At 63.6% G+C, this 26,209-nt stretch carries 23 protein-coding genes; 14 read left to right on the top strand and 9 right to left on the bottom strand.

Features of this window, described 5'->3' with window-relative positions:
• Positions 1 to 27 precede the first annotated feature (27 nt).
• Positions 28 to 162 (bottom strand): 50S ribosomal protein L34, encoded by a 135-nt coding sequence (gene rpmH / locus BUA26_RS09035; protein WP_008211413.1) that lies wholly within the window; start codon positions 160 to 162, stop codon positions 28 to 30.
• Between the two features lie 192 nt (positions 163 to 354).
• Here rpmH and dnaA point away from each other — a divergent pair, with 192 nt between their 5' ends.
• The 9 genes from dnaA (at position 355) to BUA26_RS08990 (ending at position 10,835) form a co-directional block, all read left to right on the top strand.
• Positions 355 to 1,707 (top strand): chromosomal replication initiator protein DnaA, encoded by a 1,353-nt coding sequence (gene dnaA, locus BUA26_RS09030; protein ID WP_072759687.1) that lies wholly within the window; start codon positions 355 to 357, stop codon positions 1,705 to 1,707.
• A 256-nt stretch (positions 1,708 to 1,963) separates the two neighbouring features.
• Entirely contained in the window at positions 1,964 to 3,064 is a 1,101-nt protein-coding gene (dnaN, locus tag BUA26_RS09025; RefSeq protein WP_072759685.1) for a DNA polymerase III subunit beta, read from the top strand.
• A gap of 96 nt (positions 3,065 to 3,160) precedes the next feature.
• Positions 3,161 to 4,240 carry a DNA replication/repair protein RecF gene (gene recF / locus BUA26_RS09020; RefSeq protein ID WP_072759683.1) on the top strand — a complete coding sequence of 360 codons (1,080 nt, stop codon included), beginning with the start codon at positions 3,161 to 3,163 and terminating at the stop codon, positions 4,238 to 4,240.
• A 97-nt stretch (positions 4,241 to 4,337) separates the two neighbouring features.
• Complete coding sequence (gene gyrB, locus BUA26_RS09015; protein ID WP_072759681.1) at positions 4,338 to 6,770, top strand: DNA topoisomerase (ATP-hydrolyzing) subunit B; 2,433 nt, start codon at positions 4,338 to 4,340, stop codon at positions 6,768 to 6,770.
• 246 nt (positions 6,771 to 7,016) lie between these two features.
• Positions 7,017 to 8,300, top strand: coding sequence for a tetratricopeptide repeat protein (locus tag BUA26_RS09010; RefSeq protein ID WP_255368218.1), 1,284 nt, complete (start codon positions 7,017 to 7,019; stop codon positions 8,298 to 8,300).
• A gap of 209 nt (positions 8,301 to 8,509) precedes the next feature.
• Complete coding sequence (locus BUA26_RS09005; protein WP_072759677.1) at positions 8,510 to 9,169, top strand: energy transducer TonB; 660 nt, start codon at positions 8,510 to 8,512, stop codon at positions 9,167 to 9,169.
• 98 nt (positions 9,170 to 9,267) lie between these two features.
• Positions 9,268 to 9,993, top strand: a complete 726-nt coding sequence (locus BUA26_RS09000; protein ID WP_072759675.1) for a MotA/TolQ/ExbB proton channel family protein — start codon at positions 9,268 to 9,270, stop codon at positions 9,991 to 9,993.
• Positions 9,994 to 10,004: 11 nt separating this feature from the next.
• Complete coding sequence (locus tag BUA26_RS08995; RefSeq protein WP_072759673.1) at positions 10,005 to 10,427, top strand: ExbD/TolR family protein; 423 nt, start codon at positions 10,005 to 10,007, stop codon at positions 10,425 to 10,427.
• A 6-nt stretch (positions 10,428 to 10,433) separates the two neighbouring features.
• Positions 10,434 to 10,835, top strand: coding sequence for an ExbD/TolR family protein (locus tag BUA26_RS08990; RefSeq protein WP_072759671.1), 402 nt, complete (start codon positions 10,434 to 10,436; stop codon positions 10,833 to 10,835).
• A 77-nt stretch (positions 10,836 to 10,912) separates the two neighbouring features.
• Here the strand turns inward: BUA26_RS08990 and BUA26_RS08985 are convergent, their stop codons facing one another.
• Positions 10,913 to 11,656: a pyridoxine 5'-phosphate synthase gene (locus BUA26_RS08985; protein WP_072760220.1), complete on the bottom strand. Its 744-nt coding sequence runs from the start codon at positions 11,654 to 11,656 to the stop codon at positions 10,913 to 10,915.
• Between the two features lie 92 nt (positions 11,657 to 11,748).
• Positions 11,749 to 12,393 (bottom strand): 4'-phosphopantetheinyl transferase family protein, encoded by a 645-nt coding sequence (locus BUA26_RS08980; RefSeq protein ID WP_072760222.1) that lies wholly within the window; start codon positions 12,391 to 12,393, stop codon positions 11,749 to 11,751.
• A gap of 115 nt (positions 12,394 to 12,508) precedes the next feature.
• Here BUA26_RS08980 and BUA26_RS08975 point away from each other — a divergent pair, with 115 nt between their 5' ends.
• Positions 12,509 to 15,967, top strand: coding sequence for a PAS domain-containing hybrid sensor histidine kinase/response regulator (locus BUA26_RS08975; RefSeq protein WP_178368560.1), 3,459 nt, complete (start codon positions 12,509 to 12,511; stop codon positions 15,965 to 15,967).
• A 23-nt stretch (positions 15,968 to 15,990) separates the two neighbouring features.
• On the opposite strand, the gene BUA26_RS08970 is transcribed toward BUA26_RS08975, so the two are convergent.
• Both BUA26_RS08970 and acs read right to left on the bottom strand, forming a co-directional pair.
• Complete coding sequence (locus BUA26_RS08970) at positions 15,991 to 16,662, bottom strand: response regulator transcription factor (protein WP_072759669.1); 672 nt, start codon at positions 16,660 to 16,662, stop codon at positions 15,991 to 15,993.
• 94 nt (positions 16,663 to 16,756) lie between these two features.
• A complete protein-coding gene (gene acs, locus BUA26_RS08965) occupies positions 16,757 to 18,697 on the bottom strand; it encodes an acetate--CoA ligase (protein ID WP_072759667.1) in 1,941 nt (646 codons plus the stop codon).
• Between the two features lie 221 nt (positions 18,698 to 18,918).
• Here acs and BUA26_RS08960 point away from each other — a divergent pair, with 221 nt between their 5' ends.
• Complete coding sequence (locus tag BUA26_RS08960) at positions 18,919 to 20,301, top strand: hypothetical protein (RefSeq protein WP_072759665.1); 1,383 nt, start codon at positions 18,919 to 18,921, stop codon at positions 20,299 to 20,301.
• Between the two features lie 122 nt (positions 20,302 to 20,423).
• Complete coding sequence (locus BUA26_RS08955; protein WP_072759663.1) at positions 20,424 to 22,079, top strand: MFS transporter; 1,656 nt, start codon at positions 20,424 to 20,426, stop codon at positions 22,077 to 22,079.
• An 86-nt stretch (positions 22,080 to 22,165) separates the two neighbouring features.
• On the opposite strand, the gene BUA26_RS08950 is transcribed toward BUA26_RS08955, so the two are convergent.
• Both BUA26_RS08950 and BUA26_RS08945 read right to left on the bottom strand, forming a co-directional pair.
• Positions 22,166 to 22,426: a GlsB/YeaQ/YmgE family stress response membrane protein gene (locus tag BUA26_RS08950; protein WP_072759661.1), complete on the bottom strand. Its 261-nt coding sequence runs from the start codon at positions 22,424 to 22,426 to the stop codon at positions 22,166 to 22,168.
• Between the two features lie 64 nt (positions 22,427 to 22,490).
• Positions 22,491 to 22,736, bottom strand: coding sequence for a hypothetical protein (locus BUA26_RS08945; RefSeq protein WP_072759659.1), 246 nt, complete (start codon positions 22,734 to 22,736; stop codon positions 22,491 to 22,493).
• A 148-nt stretch (positions 22,737 to 22,884) separates the two neighbouring features.
• On the opposite strand from BUA26_RS08945, the gene BUA26_RS08940 reads away from it, so the two are divergent.
• Positions 22,885 to 24,003 carry a PA0069 family radical SAM protein gene (locus BUA26_RS08940; protein ID WP_083572933.1) on the top strand — a complete coding sequence of 373 codons (1,119 nt, stop codon included), beginning with the start codon at positions 22,885 to 22,887 and terminating at the stop codon, positions 24,001 to 24,003.
• A gap of 24 nt (positions 24,004 to 24,027) precedes the next feature.
• On the opposite strand, the gene BUA26_RS08935 is transcribed toward BUA26_RS08940, so the two are convergent.
• A complete protein-coding gene (locus BUA26_RS08935) occupies positions 24,028 to 25,017 on the bottom strand; it encodes a sulfotransferase (RefSeq protein ID WP_218587789.1) in 990 nt (329 codons plus the stop codon).
• Positions 25,018 to 25,022: 5 nt separating this feature from the next.
• Positions 25,023 to 25,814 carry an aspartyl/asparaginyl beta-hydroxylase domain-containing protein gene (locus tag BUA26_RS08930; RefSeq protein ID WP_072759653.1) on the bottom strand — a complete coding sequence of 264 codons (792 nt, stop codon included), beginning with the start codon at positions 25,812 to 25,814 and terminating at the stop codon, positions 25,023 to 25,025.
• Positions 25,815 to 26,022: 208 nt separating this feature from the next.
• Between BUA26_RS08930 and BUA26_RS08925 the strand changes: the two genes are divergently transcribed.
• Positions 26,023 to 26,202, top strand: a complete 180-nt coding sequence (locus tag BUA26_RS08925) for a hypothetical protein (protein WP_072759651.1) — start codon at positions 26,023 to 26,025, stop codon at positions 26,200 to 26,202.
• Positions 26,203 to 26,209 lie beyond the last annotated feature (7 nt).

Genomic DNA, 26,209 nt, shown 5'->3' with positions numbered 1-26,209 from the left:
CTCCTGCCCCCGATGCTCGATCGGTGTTTACGGGATCAGGCGCTTGCGGCCCTTGGCGCGACGGGCATTGAGGATCTTGCGACCGTCGGCGGTGGCCATACGGGCACGGAAACCGTGCGTGCGGGCGCGCTTGAGCTTGCTGGGCTGGAAGGTCCGCTTCATGGCTTACTCCGAAGGGAATGTGGATAAAAAGGTTGGAAAGTATGTCGGGTATTCGGCACAGCTGTCAAATGGCGTCTGACGTCGACCTGTGGATACCCGTGTGGATATGTGGGCGGCGATGGCGCGGAGGCTGCTGCTAGACTAGTCCATTCCATGCGCGCTAGCGCTTCAAAGCTGTGGCTGAAATTATTCATGAGTGATCTGTGGCGGCGCTGCCTTGAGCGCCTCGAAGGCGATTTGAGCGCCGAAGACCTGCATACTTGGCTGATGCCGCTGCAGGCGCGCGACGATGCCGACGGCCTGCAGCTGTTCGCACCCAATTCCTACACCTTGGATACCGTGCGCGAGCGTTATTTGCCGCGGATCGAAGCGGTTTTGCTGCTGTTGATCGGAAAACCCTGGCCGGTACGGCTGGAGGTCGGCTCCAATTCGACGCGGGCCAACTCGACCCGGGCAGCGGCCACGGCCAAACCAGCGGCGGCCGCGCCGAAAGCCACGGCTGCCGCCCCAACGGCAGCAGTCTTCCACCATAACCTGGATCCGCACTACACCTTCGAGACTTTCGTCGAGGGCAAGTCGAACCAGTTGGGCAAGGCCGCGGCCATGCAGGTGGCGACGAACCCGGGCCGGGCCTACAACCCCTTGCTGCTGTACGGCGGCACCGGACTGGGCAAGACCCATCTGATGCATGCCGCCGGCAACTTGATGCTTGAGCGCAATCCGGACTTCAAGGTGATGTATCTGCGCTCGGAACAGTTCGTCGGCTCGATGATCGAGGCGCTGCGCGCCAAGAGCATGGATCAGTTCAAGCAGCGCTTCCGCTCGGTCGATGCGCTGCTGATCGACGACATCCAGTTCTTTGCCGGCAAGGACACGACGCAGGAAGAATTCTTCCATACTTTCAATGCCTTGTTCGAATCCAAGCAGCAGATCATCCTTACCTGCGACCGCTATCCGAAGGAAGTGGACAAGCTCGAGCCACGGCTGAAGTCGCGCCTGGGCTGGGGTCTCTCGGTGGCGATCGAGCCGCCGGATTTCGAAACGCGGGCGGCGATCCTGCTGGCCAAGGCACACGAGAAAGGTGTGGCGGTCGATGAGAATGTGGCGATGCTGCTGGCCAAGCGCATCCGTTCCAACGTGCGTGATCTCGAAGGTGCATTGAATACGCTGGCAGCCCGCGCGAACTTCTACGGCAAGCCGATCACCACTGATTTCGCCGAGGAAACCCTGCGCGACCTGCTGGCCACGCATGCCCAGGCGATCACCATTCCAAACATCCAGAAGATCACCGCTGAGTATTTCAACGTGCGGTTGCAGGATCTGCTGTCCAAGCGCCGCGTGCGTTCACTGGCGCGGCCCCGTCAGATCGCGATGACGCTGTCGAAAGAGCTCACCGAGCACAGCCTGCCGGAGATCGGCGAGGCGTTTGGCGGGCGCGACCACACCACCGTGATGCACGCTTGCAAGACCATCCGGAAGTTTGTCGAAACCGACGCCCGGATGCGCCAGGACTGGGAGCAACTGATACGCACATTGACGGGTTGAGTCCCCAGAAACGGCAAATGCGCAAAAGATTATGGATAAGCGCAGAGCCAAGCTGTGGATAATGGGTGGATGGATTGACGTTTGAAGTTATCCACAAATGGTGCACAGTCAGCCAGCCTCTGCGAGCACAGCCAAATAAAGTTTCAAGTTTTTGATTTTTAAGAAATAATTGAGATATAAAAGTTGTCCACAATGCCTACAACAACCACTAAACTTCTTTTAAAGACAGAACAGCAGGTATAGGGGAAGCAAAGCCATGCAATTCAGCATCCAACGAGAAGCTCTGCTCAAGCCGTTACAGCAGGTGGTTGGCGTGGTTGAACGTCGCCAGACGCTGCCCGTACTGGCCAACCTGCTGGTCAAGGTGGCTGACGGCAAACTCTCTTTCACCGGTACTGACCTGGAAGTGGAGATGGTTGCCACCACCGAGGCCGAAAAGCTCTCTGATGGCGAAATCACCATTCCGGCACGCAAGCTGTTCGACATCGTGCGGGCGTTGCCTGACGGCGCGCGGATTGATCTCAAGCTCAACGGCGACCGTGTGGCACTCGCTGCGGGCCGTAGCCGCTTCACGCTGACCACGCTGCCGGCCAGCGAATTTCCCACCGTCGACGAAATCGAACTGGTGGAAAAAGTCAGCCTGCCCGAAGAAGCACTGCGTGATCTGATGGAACGCACTGCGTTCGCGATGGCGAACCAGGACGTGCGCTACTACTTGAACGGCATGCTGCTGGATCTGCAGGAGCACACGTTGCGCTGCGTAGCCACCGACGGCCATCGGCTGGCGATGAAGGAAACCGAGCTGCAGAGTTCGGTCAGCACGCGCCGCCAGATCATCATTCCGCGCAAAGGTGTCAACGAACTGATCGGACTGTTGGAAACCGGCGATGGCCAGGTCGAGCTGGAGTTTGGCCGCAACCACTTGCGTGTACGCCGCGGCGACGTAGTGTTCACGTCAAAACTGATTGACGGCCGTTTCCCGGATTACGAGGCGGTCATTCCACTGGGCGCGGACAAGAGCGCCACGCTGGATCGCGAAGTGTTGCGCGGGGCATTGCAGCGCGCTGCGATCCTCTCGAACGAGAAATACCGCGGTGTGCGGCTGGAACTATCACCGGGCAAGCTACGCATCGTGGCGCATAACCCGGAGCAGGAAGAAGCGGTCGAGGAAGTCGAAGCCGAAACGCATGTGTCCGATCTGGCGGTGGGCTTCAACGTAGGCTATCTGCTCGATGCGCTGGCGGCTCTGCGGGGCGACAAGGCGCGACTCAGCCTGCGCGACGCCCAGTCCAGCTGCCTGGTGCAGGAACACGATAACGAGCATGCCCGCCATGTGATCATGCCGTTGCGGCTCTGACGCACACCGCATGGTCTCGCCCATATACGGCGGCAACCGGCAACGCCGGAGTTCTCTTCAGGGACTCCGGCGTTCCTGTTTGTGGGCGGTCGACCGATGAAACTCGAGCAATTGCGGATGCGTGGCCTGCGCTGCCTCACCGACGTGAGCATTGCGCCGGATCCCGGTATCAATGTTTTCGTGGGCGCGAACGGCGCCGGCAAGACCAGCGTGCTGGAAGCGGTTTTCCTGCTATCGCATGCGCGTTCGTTTCGCAGCGGCGCGAAAGAGGCGCTATTGCAGCGGGGCGCATCGCAATTGTCGGTATTCGCCGAGTTGCGTCATGCCGACGAACGGGTATGTCGGCTAGGTCTGGGCCGGGAAGGCGTGCGCTGGGAAGCGAAAGTGGATGGCGCGAACGTCGCGATCGGACAGCTGGTGCGCGAATGCGCCGTGGTCTGCTTCGAGCCGGGTTCGCATGCGCTGATCGCGGGCGCAGCCGAAGAGCGCCGACGCTATCTCGATTGGGGTGTGTTTCACGTGGAACATGACTTTCTGTCGTGCTGGCGCCGCTATCAACGCGCGTTGAAACAACGAAACAGCTTGTTGCGCTCCGCATCGACAGCCACCGACGCCGAGTTCGCCCCGTGGGAGTCGGAGCTGGCGCAATCGGCGCATCAGATCGACCGGCAACGTCGCGCGTATCTGGATCTATTGCGGCCGAAGCTGCTGGCCAGCGTGGCCGGCCTACTGCCAGAACTCGGCGTGCTGGATCTGCGTTACCGCCGCGGTTGGTCTGAAGAGCAGGATCTAGCCGAACAGCTGCGCGAGCAACGGGGCAGGGACTTGGCTCGGGGCCACACGACCTTGGGCGCGCATCGTGCTGACTGGTCGATTGCGTTTGAACGGGCGCCTTTGCGCGAACACCTTTCGCGTGGCCAGGAGAAGCTCACCGCGCTGGCATGCATGTTGGCGCAGGCCGAACTGTATGCCGAGCACCGGGGCGAGTGGCCGATCGTATGCCTGGACGACCTCGCGTCCGAATTGGATCAACCCCATCAAGCTGCCGTGGTCGCGCAATTGACTGTGGCGAACGCGCAGGTACTGCTGACCGGCACCGAACTGCCGGAGGCGCTGCGGTCGATCAATTCCCTCGTGTTCCACGTGGAACAGGGCCGGCTCGCGCGCCTGCTATAATCGAAGGGTTGTTTCACCCCAAGATTGCATAACCCTTGTCCGGCCTTTCACGGCGCCGTGTCGGGCGGGGTCGCTGGCGCCAGGAAACGGTCAACGCATGAACGAATCCACGAACGAATCGCACTACGACTCCAGCAACATCAAGGTCCTGAAAGGCCTGGAGGCGGTACGCAAGCGCCCCGGCATGTACATCGGCGATACCGATGACGGCACCGGCCTGCATCACATGGTGTTTGAAGTTGTCGACAACGCGATCGATGAGGCGCTGGCCGGTTATTGCGACACGGTGGTGGTCACCATCCTCGACGATGGCTCGGTCAGTGTCAGCGATAACGGCCGCGGCATCCCGGTGGACATCCATCCGGAAGAGGGCCGCTCTGCCGCCGAAGTGGTGATGACCGTGCTGCACGCCGGCGGCAAGTTCGACGCCAACTCGTACAAGGTTTCCGGCGGCCTGCACGGTGTGGGCGTGTCGGTGGTGAACGCGCTCAGCGACCATTTGTGGCTGACGATCTACAGCGGCGGCCAGGAACACCAGCAGGAATACGCGCTCGGTGAGCCGCTGTATCCGCTGAAAGTGGTGGGCCCGTCGAGTAAACGCGGGACCCTGGTGCGCTTCCTGCCGAGCCCGGCAACGTTCACCAGCAATATCGAATTCCATTACGACATCCTGGCCAAGCGCCTGCGTGAACTGGCCTTCCTCAATTCGGGCGTCACCATCGATCTGTACGACGAACGTGGTGAAGGCCGGCACGACACGTTCGCCTACGAAGGCGGCATTCGCTCGTTCGTGCAGCACCTGGCCCAGCTGAAGACCGCCCTGCATCCGAACGTGATCAGCCTGACCGCGGAGCAGGATGGCATCACGGTGGAGGTGGCGATGCAGTGGACCGACTCCTACCAGGAATCGATGTACTGCTTCACCAACAACATCCCGCAGCGCGACGGCGGCACCCATCTCACCGGTTTCCGCGCGGCATTGACCCGTTCGTTGCAGAGCTATATCGAGAAGTCCGGCTTGGCCAAGACCGCCAAGGTCGCACTGTCCGGCGACGACATGCGCGAAGGCATGATCGCTGTGTTGTCGGTCAAGGTGCCCGATCCGAAGTTCTCCTCGCAGACCAAGGACAAGCTGGTCTCGTCCGAGGTCAAGACGGTGGTCGAGCAGGTCGTCAACGAGAAGCTCGGCGAGTTCCTGCTGGAACATCCGAACGAGGCCAAGGCGATCGCCTCCAAGGTGGTCGACGCCGCACGTGCGCGCGAGGCCGCGCGCAAGGCGCGCGAAATGACTCGCCGCAAAGGCGCGCTGGATATCGCCGGTCTACCCGGCAAGCTGGCCGATTGCCAAGAGAAGGATCCGGCGCTGTGCGAACTGTTTCTGGTCGAGGGTGATTCCGCCGGCGGTTCGGCCAAGCAAGGCCGCAACCGCAAGACCCAGGCCGTGCTGCCGCTGAAGGGCAAGATACTCAACGTGGAGAAGGCGCGTTTCGACCGCATGCTGGCCTCGGCCGAGGTCGGCACGCTGATCACCGCGCTGGGCACAGGCATCGGCAAGGATGAGTACAACCCGGACAAGCTGCGCTACCACCGCATCATCCTGATGACTGACGCGGACGTCGACGGCTCGCATATCCGCACCTTGCTGCTGACGTTCTTCTATCGCCAGATGCCCGAGCTGATCGAGCGCGGTCACATCTACATCGGCCTGCCGCCGCTGTACAAGGTGAAGCAGGGCAAACAGGAGCTGTACATCAAGGACGATACCGCGCTGAACGATTACCTGATTTCCAGTGCCGTCGACAACGCAGCGCTGACCTATAGCCCAGATGCCCCGCCGATCACCGGCGAGGCTCTCGAAAAGCTGCTGCGCAGCTATCAGCACGCGCTGGATCAGATCGCCAAGCTGTCGCATCGCTTCGATGCCGCGGTGTTGAACTCGCTGCTCGAACACACCCCGCTGGAGCCGGCGGTCTGGGCGGACTCAGCGGTCATGCAGGCGTGGCTGGATGCAGCCACTCAGCGGCTGGCCGCCAGCGGTCTGGGCAAGCCGCACTACAAGATGCTGCTGCGCCCGGCGAGTGGCGAGCAGCCGGCCGCGATCGAAGTGGTGAAGGAACAACACGGGCTCAGCCACACCTGGTTCCTGCCGCAGCCGTTCTTCAGCAGCAACGAGTACCGTCCGATCCTGGCGATCAGCCAGCAGATCGCCGGCATGATCCAGCCCGATGCGGTGGCGCGCCGGGGCAATGCCTCGCGCGGTGTCCTCAGTTTTGTCGAGGCGCGCAACTGGTTGCTGGAGGAAGCCAAGAAGGGCCGTAGCATCCAGCGCTTCAAGGGCCTCGGCGAAATGAACCCGGAACAGTTGTGGGATACCACGGTGAATCCGGAAACCCGCCGCATGCTTCAAGTGGGCATCGAAGATGCGATCGCGGCCGACCAGATGTTCTCCATGTTGATGGGCGAGGCAGTCGAACCGCGCCGCGATTTCATCGAGGCGAACGCGCTGAAGGTCGCCAATCTGGACATCTGAGTTGCCTGCAACGACTGGATACGTATTGGCAATTCAGGCGGTTGCGGGACTGCCGGTCGCAAACGTCGCGTGAAGGACCAAACGGAGTGGCGTGAATAATCGCGCCACGTATCAATGAAAACCGCCAAGTAATTGATTTTTAACAATCTTTGATGCGGCGGTGCGACTTGTTATCGCCTGCCGGCTCGGGTTACGCTCCGCGTTCCCCCGCGTGGCTTCCCACGCGCAGACAGACAGAGGATCACCATGAAGCATTCCCGAGGGTTAACCATGCTGGCGAGCGCAGCCTTGCTGCTCACCGTGGCCAGCAGCCCGGTGTTGGCGCGCGATCCCGCCAAGCCCAAGCAGGAAGTGCAGTATCCCAACGCGACCCGTGCCGAGCCGAAGCTCGACCTGACCAGCGAGAAGGATCAGAAGAACCTCAATGAAGGTCTGGATGCCCTTAACGAGGGCAACAAGGCGAAAGCCGAGCCGTTGCTGCAGGCGATCATCGATGGCAGCAAGAGCAAATACGCCCAGGCGCTCGCGCTGCAAGGCCTGGCCAACATGAAATACAACGATGGCGACCTCAAGGGCGCGATCGGCCTGTTGCAGCGTTCGCTGGCACTCGGCGTAATGCCGAACGATACCTACTTCCAGCTCGAATACGAGCTGGCGCAGTTCCAGGTGGCCGATCAGCAGTATCAGCCGGCACTGGAGACGCTTGCCAAGTGGCGCGCCGAAGGCAAGAAGGAAACCGCTGCCTCGTACGGACTCGAGGGCGCCGCCGAGTACCAGCTTGGCAAGTACCCCGAGGCGATTGCCGCGATCAACAAAGCAAACTCGCTCACCGACAAACCGGAAGCCAGCTGGAATCAGATCCTGATGGCCAGCTATTCCGAAACCGGCCAGAACGACAAAGCGGCCACGCTGGCCCAGCAGCAGCTCACCACCAACCCGAACGATCCGAACGCACTCAACAACGCTGCGGCGATATTGACGCAGGCGCATAAGTATCCGGAAGCGATCCAGGTGATGGAGAAGGGTCGCGCCAGCGGCGCCTTCAAGAGCGAAGCGAATTACGTGACCCTCGCCAAGTTGTACCTGGTCAGCGGCCAGGAGAGTTCCGATCCTGCGCCCAACGCGGTCAAGGCGGCTCAGGTGCTCCAGGACGGCATCACCAAAGGTGTGGTCAAACCCAGTGCCGACAGCTACGTGTTGCTCGGCCAGTCCAATGAGTTGTCCAACAACACCAGCGCGGCGCTCGACGCCTACAACAAAGCCTTGCCGCTAGCCAAGGACGGCGAGCCTGCGCTGAATGCAGGCCGCCTGCTGTTGAGCGAGAACAAATACAGCCAGGCCAAGACCCTGATCCAGCAAAGTCTGGACAAGGGTGTGAAGAAAAAAGGTGTGGCTTATATGCTCTTGGCTGAGAGCGAGCGCGGCCTGAAGAACAAGCCCGCCGCGATCGCTGCCATGAAGCAGGCAGCGCAGCAGCCGGAGACGGCCGAGAAGGCCAAGGCGTGGCTGCAAAAGGCTGGCGCCGGCTGATCGGATCCGGGCTCATGGCAACCGACGGGACAGATGGACGTCCATCTGTCTGCCCCATCGGTGCTATACAAATGTCATGTGCTGTTGTACCGTTGAAAACCTTTCCCTGCGTCTCCCCAGCGGCGAGTTCCGTCCAGACATCAGACGGTTTCGGGTTACGCCCTGCGGCAACGTTCTCTTCCCGTTGATCAGCTTCAGACAAGTGACAGATGGCCTCAAGTAACGAAGAAAATGGGCGCGAGCCGTTTAGCTGGAAGCGCACCTGGGCATTGGCAGTTGCCATCGGGCTGCATGCATTTGCGTTTCTGTTGATCGTGGCGCCGATGGCGCCACCGACGCAGAATCACAAAGAAAAAGAACACATCGTCCAGGTGAATTTCATCGAGCCGCCGCCGCCGCCGCCGCCGCCACCGCCGCCGCCGCCGGAGCCGCCGAAACAGCCGCCGCCGAAGATCATCCAGCAGCTCAAGCCACCACCGACTCCGCCGCCGCCGACTCCGCCGCCGCCGGTGGAAGAGGTGTCGCAGAATGCGACTCCGGCACCGCCACCGGCACCGCCAGCACCACCGGCGCCGCCAGCGGACATTACGGCGAGCTCGGACCTCAGCTACAACAGTCGTCTTCAGCCGAAGTATCCGCCGCAGGCTATCCGCCAACGGCATGAGGGTACGGTCGTGCTGATGATCCTGGTGAGCGTGGATGGAACGCCGAAGGACATCAAGGTCGACCAATCCAGCGGTTTTCACGAGCTTGATCGTGCGGCGATGGATGCCGCACAGCACTGGCGCTTCAATCCGACCATCCGAAATGGACAAAAAGTTGAGGGGTACGCTCGCGTTCCAGTCAACTTCAATCTCAATTCGCTGTAATCCGGTTTCAATCGATTACAGTTACAGTTCACGCTTGACTTCCCTAGGGTAGTGTTATGTTCCTACAGACTCCTGCAACAACCGATGCTGCACAGGCCATGGGTGGCAATACCAACGCTGAAGCCATGAAAGCGATGGGTTTCAGTCACCTGATGGAGCACTTCGACTGGCTCGGCTGGGTCGTCTTCGTGACGCTGGTCGCGATGTCGTTCCTGTCGTGGTACTTCATCATCGCCAACGGCATTCGCAATGCGACCGTCAAGGCACGCGCCGACAAGGTCATCGACGGCTTCTGGGGCAATGGCTCCACCCAGGACGCGATTCGCGAACTGGAAGCGCAGCCCAAGAGCGAACCGTTTTCCAAGATCGCATTGGACGCCGCTTCGGCAGTCGCCCATCACCAGCAGACCACGGCTGGCACCACCGGTCGCCTGGCTGAATCGCTGGGTCGTTCGGAGTTCATCGACCGCGCCCTGCGTCAGGCCGTCGCTCGCGAGAGCCTGCGTCTGGAGGGTGGCATGACCTTGCTCGCGACGGTCGGCTCGGCCGCTCCGTTCGTGGGCCTGCTCGGTACCGTGTGGGGCATCTATCACGCGCTTATCGGCATCGCCGCAACCGGCAACGCTTCGATGAACGCGGTGGCGGGTCCCGTCGGTGAGGCGCTGATCATGACCGCGTTCGGTCTGTTCGCCGCGATTCCGGCACTGTTCGCCTACAACTTCTTCAGCCGTTCAAATCGCGTGGTCTACGCCCGTTTCGACGAATTCGCGCATGACCTGCACGACTTCTTCGCCACCGGTTCGCGCGTCGAAAGCCAGAAGTGAGGGATTGACCCATGGCAGTCAGCCTAGGTGGCAATTCCGGCGGTCCGATGTCGGAAATCAACGTCACGCCGCTGGTCGACGTGATGCTGGTACTGCTGATCATCTTCATGATCACAGCTCCGCTGATGTCGCACTCGATCACGATCGAGTTGCCCACAGCCAATCCCAAGACAAAGGAACCGGATATGGTCGTGCCGCCGCTGGATCTGGCGGTCAAGTCGGACGGCAGCATGTATCTCAATGACCATGCGGTCACCGAGGCCGAGTTGCGGGCGCAGTTTGCGGTGGATGCGCAGAAGACGCCTCAACCCGAGCTGCAGATTCGTGCGGACAAGGTTACCGAGTTCAAGATCGTGAAGAAAATCATCGGCAATGCCAAGGACTCGGGCATGGTGCACGTCGCCTTCATGACCACCGACGCACCGAAGGGGTAATGAAAGATGGCATTCACTACCAAAACCAGTGGACCGATGTCGGATATCAACGTCACGCCGCTAGTCGACGTGATGCTGGTGCTGCTGATCATTTTCATGATCACGGCGCCGGTGCTGGCGCACAAGATCCAGGTTGATCTGCCGCAGCCGAATCCGAATCCGAATCCGACCACGCCATTGGAGCCGATCCATTTGAAGATCGACCCGAGCGGGGCGCTGTACTGGAACGACACGCCGGTCGACGAACTGGGTCTGAAAGCGCAGCTGGCAGTGATTGCCCAGCAGAGCAATCAGCCGGAAATCCAGATTGCGGCCGATGACGCTGTGGCCTACCAGTATGTGGCGATCGTGCTGGCCGATGCGAAGAGCTACAACTTGACCAAGATAGGCTTCAACGAAGCTCAGTGATCCGGTTCTGCAGGATTCGCAAAGACCCCCGCTTCATGCGGGGGTTTTTGTTTATGCGGCAGCAATCGATATGACGGTTAGCGCAGGATCTGCAGATAGTTGCGGACGGTCGTGGCCAAACCCTCGTAGAGCGCCTCACCGATCAATGCGTGCCCGATCGACACCTCGGCCAGGCCAGGGATCGCCGCCTTGAAGGTGCCCAGGTTGGCTTGGCTGAGATCGTGTCCGGCATTCACCGCCAGACCGGCCTGCTGCGCGCGCCGCGCCGTGTCGGCGCATGCGGCGAGAGCCGCCTCGGGCCGACCGTCGGCGAACGCCTGCGCATAGGGCCCGGTATAGATCTCGACGCGCTGCACCCCAATCACCGCCGCGAGATCGAAGTCCTGGCTGCCGGCGTCGACGAACAGGCTGACCCGGCATCCCAGATCGCATAGCTCGGCCACCAAAGGCCGCAGTCGTGCGATGTCGCGCCGCAAGTCGAAGCCGTGATCGGAAGTGATCTGGCCGTCGCCATCGGGTACCAGAGTTACCTGAGTAGGGCGGACCTCACGCGCCAGGGCGATCAGCCCCGGATACTCCCCGCGGGCGTCGGCAAACGGATTGCCCTCGATGTTGTATTCCACCCGGCCGCGCAACATCGCGGCCAACGCGCGCACGTCGCCCGGCCGCACATGGCGCTGGTCCGGTCGTGGATGCACGGTAATGCCTCCGCAGCCAGATTCGATGCAGGTCTGCGCGGCAACGCAGATGTCCGGTTCATGGCCACCGCGCGAATTGCGCAACGCGGCGATCTTGTTGAGGTTGACGCTGAGCAGGGTCATGGTCGGCAAGCGATCTCTGACGGTGGAGGCCATCGGCACGGAAACATCGGCCATCAGCGGGATGACGCGATGGGCCAGAAACAGTGCGCCGATCAGTCGCCGCTGGCAAGCGTGCCCAGGCGGATCCGGCGCGCATCACCGCGCCATGCCAGTGCCGCCACCAGCGTGCTATCGACCGCCAGTCGCTGCAATTGCCACGCATCGACATCGTCGCCCTCGAGCCGCTGCAGGATCAACCGCCCCGCCGCGCTGGCAATGCTGAGGCGGTCGAGGCCGAACGCAAGGCCGCGCCCCAGCGCCTTCAGCACAGCTTCCTTGGCGGTCCATATTTCCAGAAAGGCAGCATCGCGATCCATAGCCGGCAGCGCCGCCAGGGCTTCCGCCTCGACGGTGCTGAAATAACGCCGGGCGATTTCCATGGCCCGCGGCCGCGCGCGCAGTTGCTCCAGATCGATCCCGGGAGTGATCCGGCGACCGACGGCGATCAACGCGTGGTTGCCGCTGTGCGACCAGTTGAAACCCAGCGATTGATCATGCTCGTCGGCGAGCGCCGGCCGGCCGTGTTCGCCGTTGATCAGCGTGACGCGATCGGCGTCGATGCCGAGGTAGGCGCCCACTACGGCACGCAGCGGTTCACGTCCGTGCGGCGGCCGGTAGTCCAGCTGCCACACATGAATCTCGTCATCGCGCAGGTGCTCTGCTACGTTGGCAAGCGTCTGTGCATGCGTTGCAGTCATCCGGGCATGGTGCCGATCACCGCGGCCATGCACAAGCATGCCGGTACGCGTCTGTGCGATCCGCCGCGGGCATGGACGGTGCCGTGTTCATTCGTTCGGCTGGGAGAGAGCTTGCTTGATCCAGGGTTGGCTGTTGCTGCTGGTGTCGCTGCTGTATGTCGGGCTGCTGTTCGTGGTGGCTTTTGCGGGCGACCGTCGGCCGCTATATCCGCGCCAGCCGCGCCTGCGGCCCATCGTCTACAGTCTGGCCCTGGCGGTGTATTGCTCGTCGTGGACCTTTTATGGCGCCGTCGGCACCGCGGCGCGCGACGGTCTGGCGTATCTGCCGATCTATCTCGGTCCGATCCTGCTGTTCGTGTTCGGCATAGGCTTGTTGCGTCGGCTGCTGCAAGTGGTGAGGCAGCGCAATATCACCTCGATCGCTGATTTCATCGGCGCCCGGTTCGGCAAGTCGCACGGACTGGCGGCACTGGTGGCGGTGATCGCGGTGATTGCGGTGGTGCCGTACATCGCGCTGCAGTTCAAGGCGGTGGCGATGTCGTTCGGCGTGCTCGGGGGCGCTGCCCATGGCACCGTGACCGCCGGCGGCATCGACAGCGCCTTGTGGTGCGCGATGCTGCTGGCGGTGTTCGCGATCCTGTTCGGCACGCGCAGCATCGATGCGACCGAGCACCACCATGGCATGGTGCTGGCGATCGCGCTGGAATCGCTGATCAAGCTGCTCGCCTTCGTGGTGCTGGCGGGTTATGCGCTGTGGCGCGGACCGGGGTTGGTAAGCACGGTGGAACTGCCGATGGCGCAGTTGAGCCATGGTTTGTCGCCGGGGTTCCTGGCGCAGACCATGCTGGCGTTTTGCGCGATGTTCTGTCTGCCGCGCCAGTTCCAGATCGGCATGGTCGAATGCGAGGACGCCAGCGACCTCAAGCGCGCCCGTTGGATGTTGCCGCTGTACTTGGGCGTGATCAGCGTGGCGGTGCTGCCGATCGTGGCCGCCGGCATGCACTTGCCGCAGGTGCGCGACGGTGCTGCCGATGCATGGGTGCTGACCCTGCCGATGACACATGGCGATCGCGGCATGGCGTTGCTGGCTTTCATCGGTGGCTTCTCGGCCGCGACCGGCATGGTGATCGTGGCATCGGTGGCGCTGTCGACGATGATCAGCAACGATCTGGTGATGCCCGCGCTGCTGCGCATTCCGGGGCTCAATCTGGAGCAGCGCAGCGATCTGTCGCAACTGGTCCTGCGCGTGCGGCGGGTGGCGATCGTGATGCTCGCGCTGATGGCGTATGCGTATTACCGGGTGGCCGCCGGCGCGGAAAATCTGGCCGCCACCGGGCTGTTGGCGTTTGCAGCGGTGGCTCAGTTCGCGCCGGCGCTGATCGCCGCGTTGTACTGGCGCAGTGCCAGTCGCCGCGGTGTCGCGGTAGGACTGCTGGGTGGTTTCGCGGTATGGCTGTACACCTTGCTGCTGCCCGCAGTAAGCCGCTCTTCGGCATGGCTGCAGCAAGGCCCGTTCGGTTGGGACTGGCTGCGCCCGCAGGCGCTGTTCCATCTCAGCGGCTGGGATCCGGTGATGCACGGCACGTTCTGGTCGTTGCTGGTCAACGTGGGTTGTCTGGTCTTCATCTCGCTGCGCTTTCGGCCCAGTCTGGAGGAGCGCCTGCACGCGGCGATGTTCATGGAGGCCGGTCCGGATAGTCGTCATGGCGCCGGCGACTGGCGTGGCCGGGTGGCGGTGGCTGACTTGCGCACCATTGCCGAGCGCATCGTCGGCGAACGCAGCAGCACGCGGGCGTTCGACGAATACGCCCAGCGTCGCGGCCGGCCGCTGTTGGCCGGCGAGGCGGCCGATCGCGCACTGATCCAGTACACCGAGCGTCTGCTGGCCTCGGCGGTGGGTGCCGCCAATGCGCGACGGATCCTCATTGGCGCGTTGTCCGGCAGTGGGCTGGATGTCGCCGAATCCATGGCCCTGATGGACGAAGCCTCGCAGGAGCTGCGCTTCAACCGCGCGCTGCTTTCCACCACGCTGGAAAACGTGTCCCAGGGTATCAGCGTGGTCGACGCGCAGATGCGGCTGGTGGCATGGAATCGCCGTTATCTGGAACTGTTCGGCTACCCCGACGGCATGGTGTACGTCGGCGTTCCGGTGGCGGACCTGATTCGTCGCAACGCCGAGCTGGGTGAATGCGGGCCGGGCGAAGTGGACGGCCATGTGGCCAAACGCATCGACTACATGCAGGCTGGCTCATCGCATCTGTTTCAGCGGACCCGGCCCGATGGCACGGTGATCGAGATGCGCGGGCAGGCGCTGCCCGGTGGCGGTTATGTCACGACGTATACCGACGTGACGGCCTACAAGCATGCCGAACAAGCCCTGATCGAAGTGAACGAGACGCTGGAACAGCGGGTCGAACAGCGCACCGCCGAGCTGTCCGAGGCACTGGTCGCCACTGCGCACGCGCGGCGCGCCGCGGAGACGGCGAACATCTCCAAGACGCGCTTCCTCGCCGCCGCCAGCCACGATCTGCTGCAGCCGTTGAATGCGGCACGGCTGTTCACCTCGGCGTTGCGCCAGCATCCGGGACTGGACGCGGAGGCGAGCGGACTGGCCGAGCGCATCGACGCATCGTTCCGTGCCGCCGAGGACTTGCTAGACGCCCTGCTGGATACCTCGCGGCTGGACGCCGGCAGCTATCGGCCGGACGTGGGTGGTTTCGCACTGGCCGAATTGTTTGATTCGCTGCAAGGGCAGTTTGCGGTAGCCGCCGAGCAGCGCGGGTTGCGCCTGCGCGTGGCACCGACCACGTTGGCGGTGCGCAGTGATCCACAGCTGTTGCGCCGGATCGTGCAGAATTTCCTCTCCAACGCATTGCGCTACACCAGCAAAGGCGGCGTGCTGCTGGGCGCCCGGCGGGTCGGCGACGAGGTGCGCATCGAGGTATGGGATTCCGGTCCAGGCATTGCCGCGGAACAGCGCGCACGCATCTTCGACGAGTTCCAGCGGCTGGAGCATCCGTCGCCATGGGGCGAGAAAGGGCTGGGGCTGGGGCTGTCGATCTGCGATCGACTGGCGGGCATCCTCGGCCATCGACTCGATCTGCATTCGCAGGTCGGTCACGGCAGTTGTTTCGCGGTGAGCGTACCGCGCAATGAAGCGATGCCGGCGCGTCGCCAGAAAGTGCAGCGCAGCGGCCCCGACAAACAACTGCCGCTGACCGTGCTGTGCCTGGACAATGACGCCACGATCCTCGAGGGCATGCGTGCGCTGCTCAGCCGCTGGGGTGTCGATTGCCGCATCGCGCTGGATGTGGAGCAGGCCGGCCAGGAACTGGCGCGCGGCCCGATCGATCTGATCCTGGCCGACTACCATCTGACCGATGGCGTCGATGGGTTGCAGGCATTGCAGCAGCTGCGCGCCGAGCGTGGCGGGTTGCCGCCGGTGGCGATGATCACCGCCGACGGCAGCAGCGAGCTGAAGCAGCAGGCGCGTGCGCTGGGTTATCCGGTGCTGCACAAGCCGGTGCGGCCGGCCGCGTTGCGTGCCCTGCTGACAGCACTGCTGCGTCGCTAGCGACCCGAGATCCCCTCGCCACCTCAATCCTCGCTGTCGGGCAGCGTCGGCATGCTTTCCTGATCCAGCGCCAGATGGCTGGCGATCAGCGCGACCTGGGTGCGATTGTTGACGCCGAGCTTGCGCATGATCGCGGTCATGTGCGCCTTGACGGTGGCCTCGGAAACGCTGAGTTCCCATGCGATCTGCTTGTTGAGCAGGCCTTCGGCGATCATCGCCATCACGCGAAACTGCTGTGGCGTCAGCGTGGCGATCTGTGCAGCGGCGGCGGCTTCATCGGGTTTGAGTTCGCTGGCGCCGCCAAGCTGCGGATGCGGCAGCCAGACATCGCCGTCGAGCACCGCGCGGATCGCCGCGACGATGTCCTCGCTCGACGTGGATTTTGGAATGTAGGCCGACGCGCCATGCGCCAGTGCGCGGCGTGCCACCTGCGCTTCCTCATGGCCGGACACCACGATGGTCGGCAGTCCCGGATACTGGCCACGGATATGCGCCAGCGCGGAATAGCCGCGCGCACCCGGCATATGCAGGTCGAGCAGCAGCAACTCGGCATCGGGAAACTGCTCGATCAGGCCGAGCAGCGCGTGCACGCTGTCCGCGCTGTGCACCCGCGCCTGCGGTACCGCGGCCAGCACCGCGCGCTGCAAGGCGTCGCGGAACAGCGGATGGTCATCGGCGATCAGGATGTCGGACATGAGGCGAGTAGAGAGTGATGAGGAGTGAGAAACGAGAGAAAGCATCGGGCTTGCCGGCATTTACTCATGACTCACTCCTCTTCACTCATTCCTGCTATTTGATCAGGCGCTCGTCCACCAGGCTCTTCACCACGCTGGGATCGGCGAGCGTGGTGATGTCGCCGAGCTGGTCGGGCAGGTTCTCGCCGATCTTGCGCAGGATGCGGCGCATGATCTTGCCCGAGCGGGTCTTCGGCAGGCCGGGTGCCCACTGCAGGTAATCCGGCGTGGCGATCGGGCCGATCTCCTTGCGCACCCACGCGATCAGCTCCTTGCGCAGCTCGTCGCTGCCGGTCTCGCCGGCAATCAAGGTGACATAGGCGTAGATGCCCTGGCCCTTGATCTCGTGCGGGCAGCCGACCACGGCAGCTTCGGCGACTTTCGGGTGCGCCACCAGCGCGCTCTCCACCTCGGCGGTACCCAGGCGGTGGCCGCTGACGTTGATCACGTCATCGACGCGACCGGTGATCCAGTAGTAGCCGTCCTCGTCACGGCGAGCGCCATCGCCGGTGAAGTAATTGCCGGGATAAGCGCTGAAGTAGGTCTCGATGAAACGCTGATGATCGCCATAAATGGTGCGCGCTTGGCCGGGCCAGGAATCGGTGATCAGCAGGTTGCCTTCGGCCACGCCCTCCTGCACCTCGCCATTGGTATCGACGATGGCGGGTTTGATGCCGAAGAACGGCAGCGTGGCAGAACCGGGTTTGGTGGCAATCGCACCAGCCAGGGGCGAGATCAGGATGCCGCCGGTTTCGGTCTGCCACCAGGTGTCGACGATAGGGCAGCGCTCGTCGCCGACCACACGGTAATACCACGTCCATGCTTCCGGGTTGATCGGCTCGCCGACCGACCCGAGCAGGCGCAGGCTGGCCCGCGAGCACGCCTTCACCGGTGCCTCGCCTTCACGCATCAGCGCGCGGATCGCAGTCGGTGCGGTGTAAAACAAGGTCACTTGGTGCTTGTCGATCACCTGCCAGAAGCGGCTCACGTCGGGATAATTCGGCACACCCTCGAACATCACCGTGGTCGCGCCGTTGGCCAGCGGGCCATACACCACATAGCTGTGCCCGGTGACCCAGCCGACGTCGGCGGTGCACCAGTAGATGTCGTCCTCGCGCAGGTCGAACACCAGCTCGTGCGTGTAGCTGGCGAACACCAGGTAGCCGCCGGTGCTGTGCAGCACGCCTTTCGGCTTGCCGGTCGAGCCGGAGGTGTACAGCACGAACAGCGGGTGTTCGGCCTCGACCGGCGTGGGCGCGCAGTCGGCCGACTGGCCTTCCATCAGCGTGTGGTAGTAGCGGTCGCGAGGCGACTGCATCGCCACCGCGCCGCCGGTGCGGCGCACCACGATCACGGTTTCCACGCTGTTGGTGCCGGGCCGTTCCAGCGCGGTGTCCACGTTTACCTTGAGCGGAACGCGCTTGCCGGCGCGCACGCCCTCGTCCGCGGTGATCACCACCTTCGCGGCAGAGTCGGCGATGCGCCCGGCCAGTGAGTCGGGCGAGAAGCCGCCGAACACCACCGAGTGGATCGCGCCCAGCCGCGCGCAAGCCAGCATCGCCACCGCTGCTTCGGGAATCATCGGCAGATAGATCGCGACGCGATCGCCTTTGACCACGCCAAGGTTCTTCAGCGTGTTGGCGAACTTGCACACTTCGGTGTGCAGCTCGCGGTAAGTGATCTTGCGCGAGTCGTTCGGGTCGTCACCCTCGAAGATGATGGCTACCTTGTCGCCGCGCGTGGCCAGCTGGCGATCGAGGCAGTTCGCGCTGACGTTGAGCTCGCCGTCCTCATACCACCGGATATGCAGATCCTTGGGGTCGAACGAGACGTCCTTGATCTTGGTCGGTCGCTTGATCCAGTCCAGCCGTTGGCCGATGCGACCCCAGAAGCCCTCTGGGTCGCTGACCGACTCGGCATACAGGCGTGTGTAATCGTCGTGGCGCAGACGTGCCGCCGCGGCGAAGGTGGGATTGACCGGGTAAAGCGTGGACATGGCTGGGCTCCTGCTGGCTCGGCGTCGAAAGTGGTGACAGGGAAAAACCGCGGCAGGCATCAGTGCCCGGCGGTGTGGGGTTTCGAGTGTAGCCCGATCGCCATGATGGTTGCGGCGCCGGCCGGCATCGACTTTGGTCGAACTTCGACCAAAGGCGAATAGGCGCGCGCGCTGCAGCATGGCCATGCTCGGCGCGTCATTGACCCTGGGGAGACGCACGCATGACGACGCGATATCCAAACCGCTACAAGGCGCTTGCCCTGAGCCTGGCCTGTGCATTGGCCATGCCGCTGACCGCCCATGCACAGAACGATGCGCGCGAACAGCAGCTGGAGCAGCGCGTGGCGCAGCTGGAGCAGCAGTTGAACGAACTGAAGGCGATGATCCAGGCGCAGAAGACGGCGCCTGCGCCCGCCCCTGCCCAGAATATGGCCGCCGCACCTGCATCGGCGACACCGGTGTTCAGCAGCGCGCCGGGCGTATCAGTGGCATTGCATGGCTTCATCAGCGCCAGCGCATTCAGCCAGAACAAGAGCTTCACCTACGGCAACGGCCAGAACGCGCTGTTTCCGGTGCCCGGCTCGACCGGTTCGCTCAGCGGCGTCGATGTGCGCAACACGCGCTTCTGGCTCGATTTCAAAGGCGCCAAGTTCGCCGGCAACTGGACCGGCGGCGGCCGCATCGAGATGGACTTCTTCGGCGGCTTCAACGGCGTCGGCGCATACAGCCAGCAGCAGCCGACGCCGCGCCTGCGTCAGGCCTATATGGACCTGGTCAATCCCGAGTCCGGTACCACGGTGCGTATCGGCCAGCAATGGGACTTCATGTTCCCGATCGACAATACGCCGGCGTCGCTGGCGCACATTGCGTTTCCGCTGGGCTTCGGATCCGGCATGCTCGGCTGGCGCTACCCCGGCGTGGTGGTTATGCAGGATCTCAACCACGGCAGCACCGGTGCGCAGTGGCGGCTCGACGTGGGCGCATTCGAGGGCTCGTGGAACGGGCCGGATGGCCCGGTGAACAACATCAACTACAAGACCGCCGGCAATGCCGGTTTCCGTCCGCAGATCGAGGCGCGCCTGCATGTGCAGGACAAAAACTGGCTGGCGTATTTCGCGGCGCACTACAGCCGGGTCGATCTGCGCGGTGTGGGTGGCACCGCGCCGACGCCGATCCAGTCCAGCGTGAAGAGCACGGGCTACGAAGTCGGCGGCCAGTGGAAACCCGGCCCGTGGACGTTCAAGGGACTGGCCTACACCGGCAACGGTCTCGGCGAGATCTTCGGCGCGATGTCCCAGTTCGGCGACATCCAGGAAAGCGGCGGCTTCGTGCAGGCCGGCTACAGCTTCACGCCGAACTGGAGCCTCTACGCGTTCTACGCCTACAGCAAGCCGGATACCCGCGATGTGATCACCTGGCTGGGCAACGGCTCGACCGGACTGCTGCGAAATCGCCAGGCCGCGCTGAGCCTGCAATACACCGCCGGCTCCTACGACCTCAGCGCCGAATGGATGCACGACAAACTCGACTCCACCAGCAACGGCGTGAATCGCAAGACCACCACCGGCAACCAGGTCAGCCTCAACGCGCTGTATCACTTCTGACGCGGCGGCATCACGCAACCCATGACGAGCTGCGGCGGGTGTGAGGGATAGCACGCAGCTTTCGACTCCTCTTCGCGATCGTGGAGAGGAGGCATATCACGCACTTTGGAGGGGAAAACAGCATGGCCACCACTGCGATCGATGAGAGCCAGGCGCTCGACGTCAGCCACAAACGAGTGATCCTGGCATCCAGCCTCGGCACCGTATTCGAGTGGTACGACTTCTATCTGTACGGCTCGCTGGCCGTGATCATCGGCAAGCAGTTTTTCTCCGGGCTCAATGACGCCAGCCAGCTGGTGTTCGCGCTGCTGGCGTTTGCCGCGGGTTTTGCGGTGCGCCCGTTCGGCGCGCTGGTGTTCGGCCGGATCGGCGATCTGGTCGGACGCAAGTACACGTTCCTGATCACCATCGTGATCATGGGCTTGTCGACGTTCCTGGTCGGCGTATTGCCCAGCTACGGATCGATCGGCGTGACTGCGCCGGTGATCCTGATTGCCTTGCGCATGCTGCAAGGCCTGGCGCTGGGCGGCGAATACGGTGGCGCCGCCACCTATGTGGCCGAACATGCGCCGAAGGGCAAGCGCGGCCTCTATACCAGCTTCATCCAGATCACCGCCACGTTCGGTCTGTTCCTTTCGCTGCTGGTGATCCTGGGTTGCAAATGGCTGCTGGGCGACAAGTTCGACGACTGGGGCTGGCGTCTTCCGTTCCTGCTGTCGTCGCTGCTGCTGGCGGTATCGGTATATATCCGCCTGCAGCTGGCCGAGTCGCCGGTGTTCAAGCAGATGAAGGCGGAAGGCAAGCACTCGACGGCACCGCTCACGGAGTCGTTCGCGCGCTGGGGCAACCTCAAGCTGGTGATCCTGGCGCTGTTCGGGGCCACCGCTGGCCAGGCGGTGGTGTGGTATTGCGGCCAGTTCTACGCGATGTATTTCCTGGGCAGTACGCTGAAGATCGACGCCACGACCACGCAGTTGCTGATCGCTGCGGCGCTGCTGATCGGCACGCCGTTCTTCGTGGTCTTCGGCTGGCTGTCGGACAAGATCGGCCGCAAGCCGGTGGTGTTGGCCGGTTGCCTGCTCGCCGCGCTGACCTACTTCCCGATCTTCAAGGGGCTTACCCATTACGGCAACCCGGCCATCGAAGCGGCCAGCGTGGCTGCACCGATCCGCGTGCAGGCCGATCCCGCCAGTTGCAGCGTGCAGATCGACCTGATCGGGAAGAAGGTATTCACCAGCTCCTGTGACGTCGCCAAGAGCTACCTGGCCAAGCGTGGCGTGCCTTACGAGAACGTCAATGCCGCTTCGGGCACGGTCGCGGTGGTGATGATAGGTGGCAAGGAATTCCCGTCGTTCGAGGGCGGCACCTTGGCCAAGGCCGACTTCGCCGCGCGGAACAAGGCGTTCGGCGAAAGCGTGGGCAAGGCCCTCACCGACGCTGGCTACCCGGCCAAGGCGGATCCGGCACACTCCAACAAAGGCATGCTGGTGGTGTTGCTGACGCTCCTGGTGCTCTACGTGACGATGGTCTACGGGCCCATCGCCGCATGGCTGGTAGAGATGTTCCCCACCAAGATCCGCTACACCTCGATGAGCCTGCCGTACCACATCGGCAACGGGTGGTTTGGCGGTTTCCTGCCATCGGTTTCATTCGGCATCGTGGCAGCCACCGGCAATTTTTACGCGGGGCTGTGGTATCCGGTGGCGATCGCACTGATGACGTTCGTGATCGGCCTGTTCTTCGTGCGCGAGACCAAGGACGTCGACATTACGGCGTGAACGGCAGCTTCAAAAAAACGCAGCGGCGAGAGCCGCTGCGTTTTTGTGTGGCCGGTTCGACCAGGCTCGCTGATCAGGGCCGCTGATCAGGCTCGCTTGATCAGGCCGATGATCACCAGCAACACGATCGCGCCAATCATCGCGTAGACGATGCTGGTGACGATCGGACTGCCGAGGCTGAAGCCGATGCCGAGCATAGGCAACAACCAGCCGGCGAGAAACGCGCCGATGATGCCGACCACGATATTGCCGAGCAGGCCGAAGCCGAAACCGCGCACGATCAAGCCGGCGAGCCAGCCTGCGATCGCACCGATGAGCAGAAAAACGATCAAGCCGCTTGCAGTCATGACGAACTCCTGATGGGCCGTGGGGGCGCAGCGACGCGGGGTTCCGCATCGCGCCAGCCAAGAGTCAGCGTTGGGATGTGGAGCGGTCGTGATTGAGCGGATCCTTGCCTTCGCGCAACCGTTTCAGGTCGTACTCGGACAGACTGTCGCTGCGTGCGTTGCCGGCAATGCGCGCCTGCGCAAACGCCAGCGTCGTGGCGACGATGCCGATCACGCCAATCAGCAGCCAGAAGCCCCAGGCACCGGCACTGTGGCGGGTAAAGCACAGCACGAACGCGAACACGGTGAGAACGAGCAGCAACCAGCGCATGGCGGGCCTCGGATGCACGGAAACGTACCGCTTTCGGCGGCCGGATGCGCGCATCATAGCGCTGCCGGAATCCTCCTTGCACTGGTCTGAGCCGGTCCGTGAACGGGATGTCGCGACGGCTGAGACATCGCCACGGCAAACTGGGCAGATGGACGATTCATCGCCAACGGCAAACCCGAATGATCCGGCCCGGCCGGGCCGGATGATCAAGGGTCGCGGCGCCGCCTCCAATCCCGAGGGCCGCTTCGAGAGCATCCGCCATCAGGCCGAAGATGACGGCTGGCAAAGCGCGCTGCTGGACGAAGATGCGCCGCGTCCGCGCACCGAGGTCACCGAAGAACGTGCGCGCAGCGTGATCAGCCGCAACGATTCGCCCGACATCGCTTTCAGCCAGGCCATCAATCCATATCGTGGCTGCGAGCATGGCTGCATCTACTGCTTTGCGCGGCCATCGCACAGTTATCTCAACCTTTCGCCCGGACTGGACTTCGAGACGAAACTGCGCGCCAAGGGCAATTTCGCCGACGTGCTGCGCGCCGAACTGGCCAAGCGCGGTTATGTGATCAGCCCGATCAACATCGGCAGCAATACCGATCCTTACCAGCCGATCGAGAGGCGATGGCGGCTGACTCGCGCTGCGCTGGAACTGCTGGCCGAATGCCATCACCCGTGCACCATCGTCACCAAGAACGCGCTGGTCGAACGTGATCTCGACATCCTGGTGCCGATGGCGCGTGAACGGCTGGTGCAGGTATTCGTCTCGGTCAACTCGCTGGACAACCATCTGGCCGCGAAACTCGAGCCCCGCGCCAGCGCGCCGCATCGGCGGATCAAGGCGATCCGCACGCTGGCCGAAGCCGGCGTGCCGGTCGGCGTGCTGGTGGCGCCGATCATTCCCGCCTTGAACGATCGCGACATGGAAGCGGTGATGGCGCAAGCCGCCGACGCCGGCGCACGCTGCGCGGGCTACACCGCGCTGCGCCTGCCGCACGAGTTGAAGCAGCTGTTCCGCGAATGGCTGGCGTTGCACGCGCCGCAACGCGCCGCGCACGTGATGAGCCTGGTGCAGCAGATGAACGGCGGCCGCGACTACGACAGCGACTTCGCCACCCGCATGCGCGGGCAAGGTGTGTTCGCCGACCTGCTGCGCCGCCGTTTCGACGTGGCCTGCCGCAAGCACGGCTTCGGCCGCGCCCGCGAACTCATGCTCGATACTTCGCGCTTCGTACCGCCGCGCAAGGTTTCGCCGCAGGGCGAATTGTTCTAGCGTGGCCGCGGTTGAACGCGTCGATCAGGGCAGGCGCGCGACCATCGGTCGCTGATCGGCACGCAGCGCTTCCAGCGCTGCATACGGTTGCATTGCCCACTGCTCCACTTGCTGGCGGGTAGCGTCGTCGACGGCCGGCGGTTTGTCCTGACGGTCCGGCCCGAACCGCTCGCTGGGGCGCTTGGAGTGGTGCGCTGCGCCTGCCAGCACGGCCGCGGCGTCGGACGGATCCAGCGCCAGCAAGCGAGCGAGCCGCCCGGTCACGGCTCCCGGCAATTCGTCGTAATGGACTGCCAGGCCGCCGTGGCGCCGGCACTGTTCCAGCCCTGCGGCGAGCAGGCGGCCGATCGTGCGCGCGACGTATTCGGGCCGCGACAACGCCTGCTCGTGTTCGTCCGCCATCGCCAGCGGCGATGGGCCGATCAGGCCCGGCACCATGTGTCGGCCGGGCGAGTGCAGGTGCGAGGCGGCGATCTGGCGCGGATCGCGATACAGGAACAGCCACGGCGTATCGGGGAAGCATCGTCGCAGCAGCGGCAGTTCGAAAATGTTCCAGGCGTCGAGCTTGACCACCAGCGCGCGCTCCCCGCCGAGCCGGCGCTGCCCGTAGGCACCGAGCAGCGCACGGATCCAGCTCTCCTGATGTTCCGCTGCGGAAGGATCCCGGTAGTGCGCGCGCAGCGCGGCATCGAGCGGGGACGGCTCGGAAAGCACGGCATGGCTGTCCAGCCGGGACAGCATGCGGGCCATCAAGGTGGAGCCGCAGCGCGAGGCATGAAAGATGAAGGCCGTCGGCGCGATGCCCGGACTGCGCGTGCGCCATTCGAGCAGCGCCTGCATGCCGGTGCGCCGGCGAAAGGCCAGATTGAAGGGGCGTTGCAATGCCAGCGCCACGCTGTCGTAGAAAAACGGTTCGCGCAGCGGCTGGGTGCCGAACCGGCACCAGTCGACCCACCACTCGCCCTTGTCCGGCCACAGCCTGATCGGCAGCCATGCGCGCAAGTCGTCATCCACGCGGTTCAAACCAGCCATTGTTCGGCCCAGTCACGTCGTCCCTGGGCAATGGCGGCGTGCACGTCCTGCTCGCCGAAGCGGTGACCGGTGTCGGCCGCCAGCGCCAGCACGGCGTGCACGAAGGCCCGGTTGTCCTGATGCCCGTCGAGCATGGCCTGCAGCGCGGGATCGGCATGGACATGGTCGCGAAAGGCGGCGAAGGCTTCGTTGCCGCGGCTGGGTTGGCTCGCCGGTGTGTCGGGGAAACCGGCGTCGATCTGCGCGGTAAACCAGGGAGACGGCCGGCAATCGACCACCAGATGGATACGCTGGCAACCGCCATGGTTGTCGACGCGGTGCGGCCTGGACAGATCGAGGAACCAGCACTCGCCGGCCTGCATCGGCACGCGCAGTCCGTCGAGCAGAAAATCCACCTGAGCGTCGGTGACGATGGGGATGTGCACGCGAAGATCGCCCTCGGGCGTGCCCAGATCGTAGTCGCGGTGCTCGTGGATGGATGCACCCGGTCCCAGCCGCAACAGGCGGGCGCTGCGCAGTCCTGTCTGCAGCCTGGCCAGCTGCTCGCGCCAGAACGCGTCGCAGTGCGCGGTGTCTTTTGCCGCCCCGCTGCCCGGAGCGAGCGGCAACGGGGCATCGTCGAAGCTGCGCAGGGCGACGCCGCTCCAGTCGCCGTTGTAATAGCCGGTGTTGAAGTGGGGTTGCCAGGCATCCTGCGGCAACGCGGCGACGGCCGCACGCATGGCATCGGCATCGAAGCGTAGCGGCAGTCGGACACAAGGTGGCGAGGCAGAGGTCATGGACGAACCGGTGATGAGGCGAGGTAAAACCGGCAGGGCCTGCGAATGATGCCCGGACCATCGTCTTCCGGCCAATGTTTCCTGCCGATACGAGGGTCGGTGCCGGCATGTCTTCACGTGCCGATGATGGCGGTGCGTGTCTGCTCGGATTCCCGGCAACGGTTCGGTTTCTTCGATCCATGCCACGCCAGACGATACGTAGGTACCCATGTCCTCATTTGCGCTTTATCTACTCGGCATGATCGTCGTTATCGCCGGCCTGGCCTACGCGGCCTATATGCTGCATACGCCAACGCAGTGGATCATCGTCGGCGTGCTGGTACTGCTGGGCATCGGCATTGTCGGTGCGGTGACGCACACTCGCCGGCGCGATCCACCCGAGTCGTGATCGCCGG

Origin of the sequence: Rhodanobacter sp. OK091, from assembly GCF_900142825.1 — a bacterium.
In the GTDB taxonomy this organism is placed as follows: Bacteria; Pseudomonadota; Gammaproteobacteria; order Xanthomonadales; family Rhodanobacteraceae; genus Rhodanobacter.
This window is presented reverse-complemented; position numbering and strand designations above follow the sequence as displayed.